This window comes from Corynebacterium sp. zg254 (assembly GCF_024701495.1).
Taxonomy (GTDB): domain Bacteria; phylum Actinomycetota; class Actinomycetes; order Mycobacteriales; family Mycobacteriaceae; genus Corynebacterium; species Corynebacterium zhongnanshanii.
In genome coordinates this window covers 47,430-60,693 of the sequence record NZ_WIAR01000001.1, presented here as the reverse complement: position 1 = coordinate 60,693, position 13,264 = coordinate 47,430, and the positions used below count along the sequence as shown (strand labels likewise).

General features: G+C 61.1%; 9 protein-coding genes. 4 read left to right on the top strand and 5 right to left on the bottom strand.

The window, feature by feature from the left end:
- Positions 1-206: 206 nt before the first annotated feature.
- The 3 genes from GC425_RS00280 to GC425_RS00270 form a co-directional block, all read right to left on the bottom strand.
- Positions 207-1,793, bottom strand: a complete 1,587-nt coding sequence (locus GC425_RS00280; protein ID WP_151844191.1) for a lipase family protein — start codon at positions 1,791-1,793, stop codon at positions 207-209.
- 201 nt (positions 1,794-1,994) lie between these two features.
- Complete coding sequence (locus tag GC425_RS00275; protein WP_151844192.1) at positions 1,995-3,365, bottom strand: amidase family protein; 1,371 nt, start codon at positions 3,363-3,365, stop codon at positions 1,995-1,997.
- Positions 3,349-5,061 (bottom strand): FAD-binding dehydrogenase, encoded by a 1,713-nt coding sequence (locus GC425_RS00270; protein ID WP_151844193.1) that lies wholly within the window; start codon positions 5,059-5,061, stop codon positions 3,349-3,351. Before GC425_RS00270 ends, GC425_RS00275 begins: the two co-directional genes overlap by 17 nt.
- 254 nt (positions 5,062-5,315) lie before the next feature.
- Between GC425_RS00270 and GC425_RS00265 the strand changes: the two genes are divergently transcribed.
- Positions 5,316-6,683 carry an MFS transporter gene (locus tag GC425_RS00265; protein WP_151841476.1) on the top strand — a complete coding sequence of 456 codons (1,368 nt, stop codon included), beginning with the start codon at positions 5,316-5,318 and terminating at the stop codon, positions 6,681-6,683.
- A 21-nt stretch (positions 6,684-6,704) separates the two neighbouring features.
- Here GC425_RS00265 and GC425_RS00260 read toward each other — a convergent pair whose 3' ends face one another.
- Positions 6,705-8,006: a class I SAM-dependent methyltransferase gene (locus GC425_RS00260; RefSeq protein WP_225723434.1), complete on the bottom strand. Its 1,302-nt coding sequence runs from the start codon at positions 8,004-8,006 to the stop codon at positions 6,705-6,707.
- A gap of 280 nt (positions 8,007-8,286) precedes the next feature.
- Between GC425_RS00260 and GC425_RS00255 the strand changes: the two genes are divergently transcribed.
- Positions 8,287-9,717 (top strand): NAD(P)/FAD-dependent oxidoreductase, encoded by a 1,431-nt coding sequence (locus GC425_RS00255; RefSeq protein WP_257821480.1) that lies wholly within the window; start codon positions 8,287-8,289, stop codon positions 9,715-9,717.
- Between the two features lie 66 nt (positions 9,718-9,783).
- Here GC425_RS00255 and GC425_RS00250 read toward each other — a convergent pair whose 3' ends face one another.
- Positions 9,784-10,287, bottom strand: a complete 504-nt coding sequence (locus GC425_RS00250) for a PaaI family thioesterase (RefSeq protein ID WP_151843462.1) — start codon at positions 10,285-10,287, stop codon at positions 9,784-9,786.
- Between the two features lie 82 nt (positions 10,288-10,369).
- Here GC425_RS00250 and gndA point away from each other — a divergent pair, with 82 nt between their 5' ends.
- Positions 10,370-11,839 (top strand): NADP-dependent phosphogluconate dehydrogenase, encoded by a 1,470-nt coding sequence (gndA, locus tag GC425_RS00245; RefSeq protein WP_151844194.1) that lies wholly within the window; start codon positions 10,370-10,372, stop codon positions 11,837-11,839.
- A 249-nt stretch (positions 11,840-12,088) separates the two neighbouring features.
- Positions 12,089-13,258 carry a DEAD/DEAH box helicase gene (locus GC425_RS00240; protein ID WP_257822376.1) on the top strand — a complete coding sequence of 390 codons (1,170 nt, stop codon included), beginning with the start codon at positions 12,089-12,091 and terminating at the stop codon, positions 13,256-13,258.
- Positions 13,259-13,264: the final 6 nt, after the last annotated feature.

The window sequence follows — 13,264 nt, the reverse complement described above, 5'->3', positions numbered from 1 at the left end:
CAGCGCAAGCTAAACACCTCAGGAGAGCTCATTGTCGTGAACGGTGAGGCGGAACTCACCGTCGTTCACTACTTCTCCCAAGGTCATTAAATACCGATAATATACATTATGACACTTTGAGTTTATAGGCCGTGGCCAGGGGTTTCTCCCCTGGCCGACTCAGCACATCAGCGCCGGCTTAGCCTTCTCCGGCATCGACCTAACGCCTAGGAGCTTCCGAGCGAGCTTCCGCCGGAGCCCTTCCGGAACAGAGATCCGATCGCCTGGGCGGCACGACCGTCACTGGACGCCTGTGCCGAGCCAGCTGCTGGACGCTCCAGCGATCCCGCGGCGGACAGCGCCGAAGACGCCTCAGCCGATCCCGTTGGCGAGGACCCTGCGCCACCGGGAGCCGCGTCGTCGGAAATCTGACATTCGCCGCTCACCGGTACGCCGCGGAAACGATCCAACATGAACCCGAAGCCAAAGGCACCACCAGAGATCGCCTGGATGAAGTGGTTGTACTTGCCAATTTCAGGCAGGATGTCATCGCGGTAGACAACCTTTCCGCCCTTTTCGCACCACTTCCGCGCCAGGGTCTTCGCCTGCTTGTATTCCACGTTCTGGTCGTAGCGACCGGAAATGATCATGATCGGTGCCGCGTTAACACCCTTACCGATCAGCTGATCGTCCATGGCCTTTTGAGCCTCGGGGCTATCGGCCACGATCTCGTCCAGGCTCTTGCCGGAGTTCGTCCACTGGCTGGTGGTCTGATTGCCGTACTTGTCCTCAATCTCATCCGTACAGGTGGTCTTGAGGTCCTCCAGCACCTCCTTACCCTTAGCAGACAGGTGCTGGTCAAGGATCGGACGTAACTCTGGGTAACGCGCCAGAAGGCCGTTGATCGAGAAGCCGATCGCGCCCACCAGGTCGGAGCCGTCGATGTTCTTCTGCACCTCGTTCAGGTCCGCTGGTGGCGCCGACGCATACGCACCAGCCACATCCAGGTCCTTAGCGTAGGTGCTAACTTCCTCCACGGCAGCGGCAGAAGCACCACCACCCTGGGAGTGACCGTAGAAACCAATCTTTCCGAAGTTCTCGGCACCCACCAGGTTCCTGGCTGCACGGGCGGCATCTGCCATGGCGTGTGCCTGGTCCAGACGGTTCATGTAGGTGTGAACCGGCTCGGTTCCCATGCCCACGTAGTCCGTGACCACCACGCGCACACCCTGGTTCAGGAAGACCCAGTCATAGAGCCCCTCGAGATTCACCAGGCGCCCGGCAGTGATGGGGTCTGGCTGGTTGTCCAGTGGCCACTGCCGCGATGGCGCACACTGGTCACCCTGTCCAACGGTTCCACGGCCGACCACCAAGGTTGGACGAGGGCCAGGGCCCTTCCACTCCACGTTCGGCTCCACAACGTAGCCGGTCACAGGAACCAGGTCGCCGTGCTGCGTGGTTGTGGTGTACATGATCTTGGTGGCCTTGTCGGGAAGATTGAAATCGGCATCTCCCATCAGGCGGTTGTAAGCAGTCTCCTTCTTCCGCAGGATCTCCCCTGGCGTGGTGGGATTGACGTCATGGATGTTGTAGAAATCATCGCTCTGCCCCCTCACCACGACGGGCGCGGCACCCTGAGAGCTCAGTGCGGTGATCGATTGCAGCGACCCAATGTCGCTGGCGTTGGCTGCGTTAGCCGCTGGCGCGAACGCCGCTGCAGCGAACAATGGCACGCTGACCGCAGCGCACAGCCTCAACCCCAGGCTGCGCGATGAGGAACGGTGACGGACGTTAGTGGTGGTCCTTCTTTTCATGCTTGTAGCTTTCCCTCGTAGAAACGGTAGAAACGAACGTGTACCGCCACCGCCAGTGGCTGTGGCTAGTCAAAAGTATGTTCCTTCTATGAGCCATTGTCTTGAAAATATTGTTTTTCTTTCACAAACAATGGTTTTTACCCCCAAAAGTGGCAGGCGCGCCGCTCATACGCGGCCCAGGGACGCCCCAAAGAACACCCTTTAGGACGCACCCTCTGCCCGCATCAGCTGCTCCCCTGCCCGAACCAACGCCGCCACCTCACGGTCCCCGACGGAACCGATGAGCTGCACACTCGTGGGCAACCCGTCCTCCCCCAGCCCCATCGGCACCGTCAACCCCGGATGTCCGGAGACGTTCCACACCGCCGTATACGCCACCGACGGCATGCTCGCGAGCCCCGCGCCCACTAGCCCCTTCCCCGTCAGGACGCCGGCCTTCCTGGGCCGCCCGGCCACCGTGGGCGTGAGCAGCACATCGTACTCAGCGAACGTCCGCTCCATCCTCTGCCCAAAGCGCTCCGACCATGCGAGCGCCCAGCGCAGCACAGGACCACTCGCCCACGCGCCCAGCACCCTGGTCCACCGATGCCGCGCCTCAATCCGCCGCGGATGCTCCAGCCCCGCGATCTCCGCCCGAATCCCGGCAAAAAATTGCACCAGAAACGCCGGCGCGGGATCCGGGTGACGCAGGTCAATGTCCGTCACCGTATGCCCCTGGCTGCGCAAAATATCCGACGCCCGGCGCACCGCCCGCCGGTTCTCTCTCACTAGTCGCGTCAGCGGGCTGAGCGGGCGCACGCTGACGCCTATGCGCAAGGGTGTCGGCGCGGGAGGCTCGGCGTCGGATATATAAGATTCGGCACTATCCCCAGCAATGACGGAATACGCCAAGCGCACATCGGCGACGGTCCGAGCCAGCGGGCCTGCGGTGCCGAGCGCGTACCACAAGTGCTCGTAGGGGCTGGAGGGAACAACACCACGGGCGGGTTTCAGGCCCACGATGCCACAGTGGTCGGCGGGGATGCGCACGGATCCCCCGCCGTCGCCGCCGATTGCCAGGGGAACCATGCCATCGGCCACCGCGGCCGCCGACCCACCGGACGATCCGCCCGGGGTGTGTGCAGGATGGACGGGATTGCGGGTGATGCCAAAGCGCTGGGACTCGGTGAAGGGAAACGCGCCGAACGCAGGCATGGCTGTCTTGCCGATGATGATCGCGCCGGCGGCTCGGAGGCGCTGCACGATGAGAGAATCTTCTGTCCGCGGTGTGGAGTTTCCCGAGGTTCCGAAACTTGTCACGCAGCCGGCCACGTCCACCTCGTCCTTGATCGCCACGGGAACGCCGTGCAGAGGGCCGCGCTGATCGGCGGGAAGCTGGTCAAGCTTTTCGGCCTGACTGAGGGATTCTTCTCGCAGGATGATCGTGAAGGCATTGAGGTAGTCGTTACGCCGCTCGATACGCTCCAAGGCCGCGCGGATGCCCGTCACCGCCCCGTGTTGAGTGGCGGCATCGCGCCACTGATGAGCGTCGAGGGTGTGCCAGTGCACTGGATCGTCAGCGTGCGTCGGCATCCAAAGCCTCCACCTGCGACCGGAGCGCCTCACCCACGCGCTTACCCGAGTGGATGCATCCGCCCAGGAACGTGCCCTCCAGGGCATTCTTTCCGTGGACACCGCCACCACCGAAACCAGCGACCTCGCCGGCGGCATACAAGCCAGGCAGCACCTCGCCGTCACTGGTCAGGCAACGTCCAGACAGATCCGTTTCGATACCACCCAGCGTCTTGCGCGTCAGTAAGCGAATGCGAATGGCAATCAGCGGGCCCTTTGATTCGTCGAGCAATTTATGCGGAGCCTCACAACGCACAATACGGTCTCCCAGATAGCCGCGGGCCATGCGAATGTAATTAATCTGCGCATCCTTGGAGTATTTATTATCCACCTGAGAATCGCGGTGCTCAATGGTGCGCCGCAGATCATCCTCATCAATCTGCGGATTATCAGGGCCCACCAGCTCGTTCATCTGAGTCACCAAATCGGACAAGTTATCAGCCAGAATCCAGTCCTCACCGTGATCCATGAAGTTCTTCACCGCATAGTGAGTCTCTTTGCTGGTCACCTTCTGCACCAGGTTCTTCACGGTCTTGATGGTGATGTCATCGTTTTGCTCCGACCCGGAGAAAATGAACTCCTTATCCGCGATGGCCTTGGTGAGAATAAACCAGCTGTAACCATGGCCGGATTTTCCGATCTCCTCCATCGTGGCGATAGTATCGCCGCCCGGAATGATATTCGTGGGGAAACGCTTACCCGTGGCATCCAGCCACAGAGAAGATGGTCCCGGAATGATACGGATACCGTGCTTCGGCCAAATGGGATCCCAGTTCATCATGCCTTCGGTGTAATGCCACATGCGGTCAGTGTTCACCAAGTTGGCGCCGGCCTTATGGGAGATCTCGATCATGCGCCCATCCACATGGGCAGGAACGCCCACCACAATGTTGTCCGGCATTTCGCCCCAGCGCTCCGTGGGCCAGGACCTACGCACCAGATCCAGGTTTCCACCGATACCGCCGGAGGTCACCACCGTGGCGGTGGCGCGCTCCTCAAACTGCCCCACCACCTCGCGACTGGACTTCACACCACGATCGGAATCATCCTCAGCCAGCAATGAGCCGCGAACGCCCACCACCTTGGTGCCCTGAGCCGTATCCTCAGTGATCAGCTCATCGACCTGGTGACGGAAACGGAACTCTACCTTGCCTTGCCGCTCGAACTCCTCCAGTGGTTCCCGGAAGATACGCACCACTTCCGGACCTGTACCCCAGGTGACGTGGAATCGCGGGACGGAGTTTCCATGCCCGGCACCGTCACCACTTCCCCGCTCGGCCCAGCCGACCGTCGGCAGGGAACGTAGCCCCAGGGCGCGCAGGTAGTCACGCTTTTCGTGGGTAGCGAAGCGCACGTACTCACGTCCCCATTGGCGAGGCCAGTAGTCATGGGCAGCGTCGTCCCACTGCGCTGAGTTCTGCCAATCACGCCAGGCCAACTCTTCACTGTCCTTAACACCCATCAGGCGCTGCTCGGGAGAGTTCACGAAGAACAGACCACCGAGGGACCAGAATGCCTGGCCGCCCAGATTCTTCCGGTTTTCTTGATCCAGAACAAGGACCCGCAGTCCACTTCGCGCGGCCTCGTATGCGGCGACCATGCCAGACAGTCCCGCTCCAACAATGATGACGTTGAACTGTTGGTTCTGCGTAGCCATCTCATTTCCTCTCACACAGTGGGATTAATTTCTAGTAGAAACGATAGCTGCAGCTGAAGCCTGTAGCAGGGTTTTTCCTCAACGAGTAACAAACTCATGGTCACACTACCCCCATTTATGCCATCGCTCATTCCACTGTATGGAAGGCCCTGCACTAGGGTGCTTAACACAATCACGTCAGCGATTCAGCTCAATCGCACTGCACGTTTTTGCCATCACGACGTTCCTACTGGCGTTCCATGTGAGGAGAACCTATGACAACGAGCACTGCATCGGCGGTGAACACAGACCCACATCCTATGGATGACAAGACAACGCGTCGCCGCGTGGTCGTCGCATCAACCGTTGGTACCACCATCGAGTTTTACGACTTCTACGCCTACGCAACAGCTGCGGTGGCAGTATTTCCCTACCTCTTCTTCCCTAAGAACGAGGATCCGAAGGTCAACCTGTTGGCCTCCTTTGCGGCCTTCGGACTGGCCTTCGTTGCCCGCCCCTTGGGCTCCATCCTCTTCGGCCACTTCGGTGACCGCATGGGACGCAAGGTCACCCTGGTCGCTTCCCTCCTCACGATGGGTATCGCAACCTTCATTATCGGTATTCTGCCCACCTATGCCCAGATTGGCCTGTGGGCTCCCGCGCTGCTGGCGCTCATGCGCTTCAGCCAGGGACTTGGACTCGGAGGTGAATGGTCCGGCGCGGCACTCCTCGCCACGGAGAATGCACGGCCCGGCAAGCGCGCCTGGGCAGCAATGTGGCCTCAGCTCGGCGCTCCCTTTGGCTTCATCCTCGCCAATGGCCTCTTCTTGATTCTGGTGCTGTCCCTCGGCCACGAAAGCGGCGACATCACCGGCGCGTTCATGAGCTGGGGTTGGCGTATCCCATTCCTGCTGTCGATCATCATGGTAGCCATCGGCCTCTACGTCCGTTTCAAGTTGGAAGAAACGCCCGTGTTCAAAAAGGCGCTGGACGACGGCAAGAAGGTAGGCCTGCCCCTGGGCACGGTCTTCAAGACCGCCTGGAAGCCGCTGATCCTGGGAACGGTGGTCATGCTGTCCACCTACACCTTGTTCTACCTGGTGACAACCTGGATCTTGTCCTACGGCATCGCCAACCCAGAAAAGACCGCGGGCCTGGGAATCCCCTACGTGGACTTCCTGCAAATCCAGCTGATTACGATCTTCTTCTTCGCGATCTGTGTGCCCATCTCCGGACTTCTGGCCGACCGCTTCGGCCGTAAGAAGTTCCTGGCCACCGTGTCCGTTCTGATGCTGATCTTCAGTGCAACCTTCCCACTGTTCCTGGCTCAAGACCAGGCCACCGAGCTGTCCGTGGGCATCTGGCTGGCCATCGGCATGAGCCTGATGGGCATGATCTTCGGACCCATGTCCGCCGTGCTTCCGGAGATGTTCCCCACCAATGTCCGCTACACCGGATCCGGTATCTCCTACAATGTGTCGTCCATCCTGGGTGCAGCGGTGGCTCCGTTCATCGCCACCTCCCTGGTCAATGAGTACGGCGTGCACATGGTGGGCGTGTACCTCGGCGTGGTCACCCTCATTACACTGCTCGGTGTGATCGCCATGAAGGAAACCCGCCACATCAACATGGACGAGGTCTAATCGCCGACCGACTCGGCTCGACTAGCGCCGCGGACGGAGAGCAAATTGGACACACTCGATGTCCTTGCTCTCCACAAGGGCCTGGTGCAGCGCCAGCTGATAATCCCACAAGCGGCGGAACACGTGGTCAAATCCCGCCGCCGCAGCCTGGCGGTCCCGTGACAGGAAGTTCGCACGCCACAGCGGCAGCGTTGCCCCCAGGTGCGCCCCCAGGTAACTCTCCGCCGTCACACTCAGATCCGTGCTCTTCAGCACCGTCGAGCGGACCTCATCCACCGTGGGATAGTGCATCCCCGGCCACACGTACGCGCGCATCACGTCCAGGGACTCACGGGCCGTCTCACGCATGCCCGGCGCAGCCACGATGGACTGGATGATTGCGATGCCATCGGCGGCCAGGAGCCGGTCCACTGCGCGCAGGAAATGCACCAGGCGATCCTTACCCACGGTCTCCATGCGCTCCACTGAAAAGATCGCTTCGTAGCGGCCCGACCATTGGCGCGGGCTGGGGATCGGCGTGCTAATCACTTCGACATGGATCGCACCGGACAGACCCGCGGCACGTGCGCGGGCCATCACCGCCTCGGCGTGATCCTCGTCCCCCGTCAGGACGTCCACGTGTGCGCCGCGCAGCGCAGCCTGGATGGCCAACTGCCCTCCCGACGAGGGAAGCTCCAATACCCTGTCCCCAGGGCGAACCCCAGCATGGTCAAGCATGACTTCAATGCGTCTACGCTGGGCGTCGTCCAAATCCTGGCGTTCCACCTCCACGGGCGAGCCAAGCCAGGTTTGCTCAATCGTCACAGGCGCCACCTTCGACCCCCTTGACCCGCGCACCCGTACGTCCACGTGTTCGCGGGACGTCGTGCGGGAGGAGGAGGAAAACAACGCCGAGCCCGTCGCCCGCGTGGCACCCGCGTACAGCTCGATCAGACCCTCCGGTAGTTCCCCCGGCATGGGCTCGCCCGCGCGATCGGCCACGGACGGCTGGCGGCGAGACAGGAATTGGCCCAGCCGCGCCTCGAACGGTTGCGTCAGCAGGACCTTCAGGACCTCGGACAGAGGATCGGCATCCCACTCCCCTGCCATGTAGCCTTCGGCCAGCCCCAGCCACCCGGCGGCGACCAGGCGATCGATCAGCTGGCCGTCGCGCACAATCATGTGGGGATCAGTCTGGGAGTCCAGCGCCACCCCGTGCTCGCGCAACAGAGCATTGAGGCGCTGAGTGACCGTTGCTGCTCGGCGAAACATCATCACGGCCTCTGGTGTGCGCGATAATTGTGGCCAGCGCCGCTGATCGATGTATCCGTCCGAGCGTTTCACCCCTAACCGTCGCCTCTTTCCTTACATGCGTGGGTACTTATACTCTCATCACCAGCTGGGCGGGCGGGCCCACCGTCTCCGCGGCGATCGCCCGGCTCTCAGACTGGGAACCTCCCCCGAAGTTACTAGGAAAACCACATTTTTCGCTGGAAGACACCGCACTTTCAACACTTTTCTTGCGAACTTGAGCCCCTAGACCATCCCTGGCTAAGTGAAAACCACCCGATGCTATTAGGATGGTGTGGAACATAGAAGCGCCAATAGAGGAGAAACCCGCCGCATGAGCAGCAACACCCAGCGCGCCAGCAATGGCCGCCACCAAGTAGTCATTATCGGTGCAGGATTCGGTGGACTTTTTGCAGCAAAGAAGTTCAAGGATAAGAACGTTCAAGTCACCATCGTTGATCGTACAAACCACCACCTCTTCCAGCCGTTGCTCTATCAGGTAGCAACGGGCATCCTGTCCTCCGGCGAAATCGCACCGTCCATCCGCCAGATCATGGCTGATCAGGATAATGTTCGCGTGGTCAAGGGCGAGGTTCGCAAGGTTGATACCGACGCCCGTACCGTCTACGCCGACTTGGGCGGCAAGGACGAAATCCTGACCTATGACTCCCTCATCGTCGCCGCCGGCGCCGGTCAGTCCTACTTCGGCAACGAGCACTTCGCCGAGTTCGCGCCGGGCATGAAGTCCATTGACGATGCCCTGGAGATCCGCGCGCGCGTCACCGGCGCCTACGAGCGTGCCGAGATTGCCGATGATCCCGATGAGCGCCAGCGCCTGCTGACCTTCGTGGTGGTGGGCGGTGGCCCTACCGGTGTGGAGCTGGCCGGCCAGTTGGCGGAGATGGCTCACCGCACGCTGCGTGATGAGTTCCGTGAGATCAACACGAACAACGCGCGCATCGTCCTGGTGGACGGTGGCCCGCAGGTGCTGGCGCCGTTCGGCAAGCGCCTGGGCCGCAAGGCCGCACGCATCCTGGAAGACATGGGCGTGGAGGTTGTGCTGAACTCCATGGTCACCAGCGTGACCAAGGAGGGCGTGACCTACAAGGACATGAAGACCGACGAAGAGCACTTCATCCCTTCCTACGCGAAGATCTGGTCGGCCGGTGTGTCTGCGTCCCCTCTGGGTAAGCACATTGCCGAGCAGCTGGGCGTGGAGACGGACCGCGCGGGCCGCGTGATGGTCAATGATGACTTGAGTGTGGGCTCTGACCACAACGTGTTCATCGTGGGCGACATGATGAACCTCAACAACCTGCCTGGTGTGGCTCAGGTTGCTATGCAGGGTGGCCAGTATGCCGCGAATGCCATTGTGGACGAGGTGGAAAATGGTGCGTCCCCTGAGGCCCGCAAGCCTTTCGAGTACTTCGACAAGGGCTCCATGGCCATCATTTCCCGTTTCAATGCTGTGGTGAAGATGAACAAGGCCGAGGTCTCCGGTTTCGTCGGCTGGGTCATGTGGCTGGTGCTGCACCTGATGTACATGGTTGGTTTCCGCAACCGCCTGGTCGCCGGCATTTCCTGGGGATTGAACTCTGTGTCTCGCCGTCGTTGGCAGTTGGTGGCGACGCGTCAGCAGCTCCACGCCCGCAATGCGTTGCGCAAGCTGCGTGAGCTGGAGGATAAGGAAAACATTCGCTCCATCGAGGTGCGCGATAATCTGCGCTTCGGCGAGGGCCGCGATACCCGCGCCGTGTCCGATTAATGAGATTGTTATAATCTCCGACGCCAGCCTCACAGCGCCGCCACATCGAGTGGCGGCGCTGTTGTTTTAGGAGCGTGTCTTCGGCATCACGGCTGTCTTCAGGAAGGTGAGTGCGCAGACTTTTCCAGTGGCTTCATTGACGTGCTCGATGCGCCACAGATGAGTGGTGCGCCCGAGATTTTCGGGAGTGGCGGTGGAGATGATGACGTCTCCTGCTTTGGAGGGGCGGAGGAAGTGGGTCTCGTTGGAGGTTCCCATCACAACGGACTGAGAGCCTGCGGCGATGTAGCTTGCCATCGATCCCGCGGTTTCACCCAAGGAGGCATAGACTCCACCATTGGTCACGCCCCAGGGTTGGAGATGCTTGGCGTCGATTTCAAGGCGGAGCACTTGCTTCTGCGGTTCGATTGCCACGTAGGTCACGCCCAGGGTGCGGTCCAGGGTGGGAGCGAGGGCGGTGAACTGATTGATCTCGTCAATTTCAGAGCTGTCCAGTGCGCGTTGGCTGGCGATGGTGGACAGCTCCAGGAAGCGCTTCATCACTTCTGCCTTATCTGGGGACGGTGCCATGGTGTGTTGCCTTTCTTCTGTGACACTTCTTAGACCCGTAGTCTAGCCATGGCTCGTGGCGTTCAGGCTAGAATAGGAAAACATGACTATTTCTTTCGATTCCTCCGCTGTTGGGTCCGCACACATTGGTGTGGTGGGTCTGGCTGTGATGGGCGCCAATATTGCACGGAACTTTGCCAATAATGGACACACCGTTGCGGTGTACAACCGAACCACTGCCAAGACTGAGGCTTTCATGGAGGAGTTCGGTTCCACGGGCAGCTTCGTTCCCGCGGAGAGCATCGAAGAATTCGTGTCCTCGCTGGAGCGTCCCCGCCGTGCATTGATCATGGTTCAGGCTGGTGCCGGCACGGATGCGGTCATCCAGCAGCTTGCCGATGCCATGGATGAGGGCGACATCATCATCGATGGCGGTAATGCCCTGTACACGGACACGATCCGACGCGAGGCGGAGATGTCCCAGCGCGGGATCAATTTCCTGGGCGCTGGCATTTCCGGTGGCGAGGAGGGCGCCCTGAATGGTCCGTCCATCATGCCTGGTGGACCTGCGGAATCCTGGGAAGCGCTGGGCCCATTGTTGGAGTCCGTGGCGGCGAAGGTGGATGGCACCCCGTGTGTGACGCACATCGGCCCTGACGGCGCTGGGCACTTCGTCAAGATGGTGCACAACGGCATCGAGTACGCGGACATGCAGGTGATCGGCGAGGCCTACCAGCTGCTGCGCTATGCGGCGAACATGGAGCCCGCGGAGATTGCCGAGGTCTTCAAGACTTGGAATGCAGGCGACCTTGATTCCTATCTGATTGAGATCACCGCGGAGGTGTTGTCTCAGGTGGACGCCGCCACGGGCAAGCCGCTGGTGGATGTGATTGTGGATTCGGCGGGACAAAAGGGCACGGGCCGCTGGACCGTGAAGGCTGCGCTGGACCTGGGCATTCCTACCACGGGTATCGGCGAGGCTGTGTTTGCCCGCGCGCTGTCTGGCGCCCGGGAGCAGCGCAACGCCACCATCGGGTCTTTACCGTCGGGTGAGCTGTCCACCCTTGAGACCTTGAACATCGATAAGGACCAGTTCGTGGAGGATGTCCGCCGCGCGCTCTACGCCTCCAAGTTGGTTGCGTACGCCCAGGGCTTTGATGAAATCAAGGCTGGTTCCGATGAGTACGGCTGGGATGTTGATCCGCGCGACCTGGCCACCATTTGGCGCGGTGGCTGCATCATTCGCGCGAAGTTCTTGAACCGTATCCGGCAGGCGTATGATTCCGATCCTGCCCTGCCGTCGCTGCTGTTGGATCCATACTTCAAGGGTGAGCTGACCGAGCTGATTGATTCCTGGCGCCGGATTGTGGTGATCGCAACCCAGCTGGGCCAGCCGGTTCCGGTGTTCGCCTCTTCCCTGTCCTACTACGATTCACTGCGCGCCGAGCGTCTCCCTGCTGCTCTGATCCAGGGCCAGCGCGACTACTTCGGCGCCCACACGTACAAGCGTGTGGATCGTGATGGGAGCTTCCATACCTTGTGGTCTGGCGACCGTAGCGAGGTTGAAGCTTAAGTGCCCCGAGGCTCATCAGACGGTTCTTCTGGTTCATCGCCGCGGCGCCGCGTGGTTCGGCGCGGTAGCCGCGTGATTAATGATTCTTCCGGCGGGCGCCGGAAGAATCATGGTTCTGGTTCGGCTCAGCCAAAGCGTCGTACGCACACTCAGAAGCCACAGCAACGAAAGCGTGGCAACGCTCAGGCTTCCGCGAACACGCGCGCCGCGTCTACCGCGACCACGCCAGCGTCGCTGTCCTCACAAACGATGGCGGACCCCTCGGTGACCTTCGTGGATCTCGGAGTGCCTCACGAGTTGGCAAAGGCTCTGGCGTCGGAAGGTGCCCGGCATCCTTTCCCCATCCAAAAAGCGGCGATCCCCCAGGCTTTGGAGGGCCGCGATATTTTGGGCCGTGGGCCTACGGGTTCCGGCAAGACCTTCACCTTTGGTGTTCCGATGGTGGCCCGCCTGCAGGGCGGTGCCTCTGCCCCACGCGCACCGCGTGCCCTCGTGCTGGCACCGACCCGCGAGCTGGCCACGCAGATCCGTCAACGCTTGGAGCCCATTGCGCATGCGGCGGGCCAGCGCGTTCTTGACGTGGTGGGTGGCGTGAAGATTTCCCGGAATATCACGGCATTGGCGCGGCCCGTGGACATTTTGGTGGCCACGCCGGGACGTGCCCAGGACCTGATTGATCAGAAGATCTTAAGCTTTGATGCTGTGTCCGTGGTGGCGGTTGACGAGGCCGATCAGATGGCGGACATGGGCTTTCTTCCCCAGGTCACCCGCCTGATGGACTTGATTGACCCCGAAGCTCAGCATCTGTTGTTCTCCGCCACCCTCGATGGCGATGTGCAGGTGCTGGTCAACAAGTACATGAAGGATCCGGTAACCCATTCCACCGGGGATGCCACGGCCACAGTGGATCGCATGGATCACGTGCTCGGCGTGATGGCTGACCGCGAGGAGCGCAACGATGCGGTCATCGAGCTGGGTGCTCTCGGCGTGAAGACGGTGATGTTCATGCGCACCAAGCACGCCACGGATCGTCAGGCGAAGAAGCTGAACCGTCGTGGTGTGCACGCCGTGGCTCTCCACGGCGATAAGGGCCAGTCGACCCGGGAGAAAACCCTCGCCGCCTTCGCCTCGGGCGAGGCACAAGTGCTGGTCGCCACGGATATCGCCGCGCGTGGCATCGACGTCAAGGGCGTGGATCTGGTGGTGCACATCGATCCGCCTGCCGAGCACAAAGCCTATGTCCACCGAGCTGGCCGCACGGCTCGTGCGGGCAGCGAAGGTACCGTGGTCACGCTGACGTTCAAGGATGTGCAGCAGGACACGGTAAAGATGATGACGAAGGCTGGAGTGTCCCCGAATATCGTCACACGCAGTGAGCTTGTGACTACAGTCCGTTCGTTGGTGGATAAAGGGAGGTGACCGCGC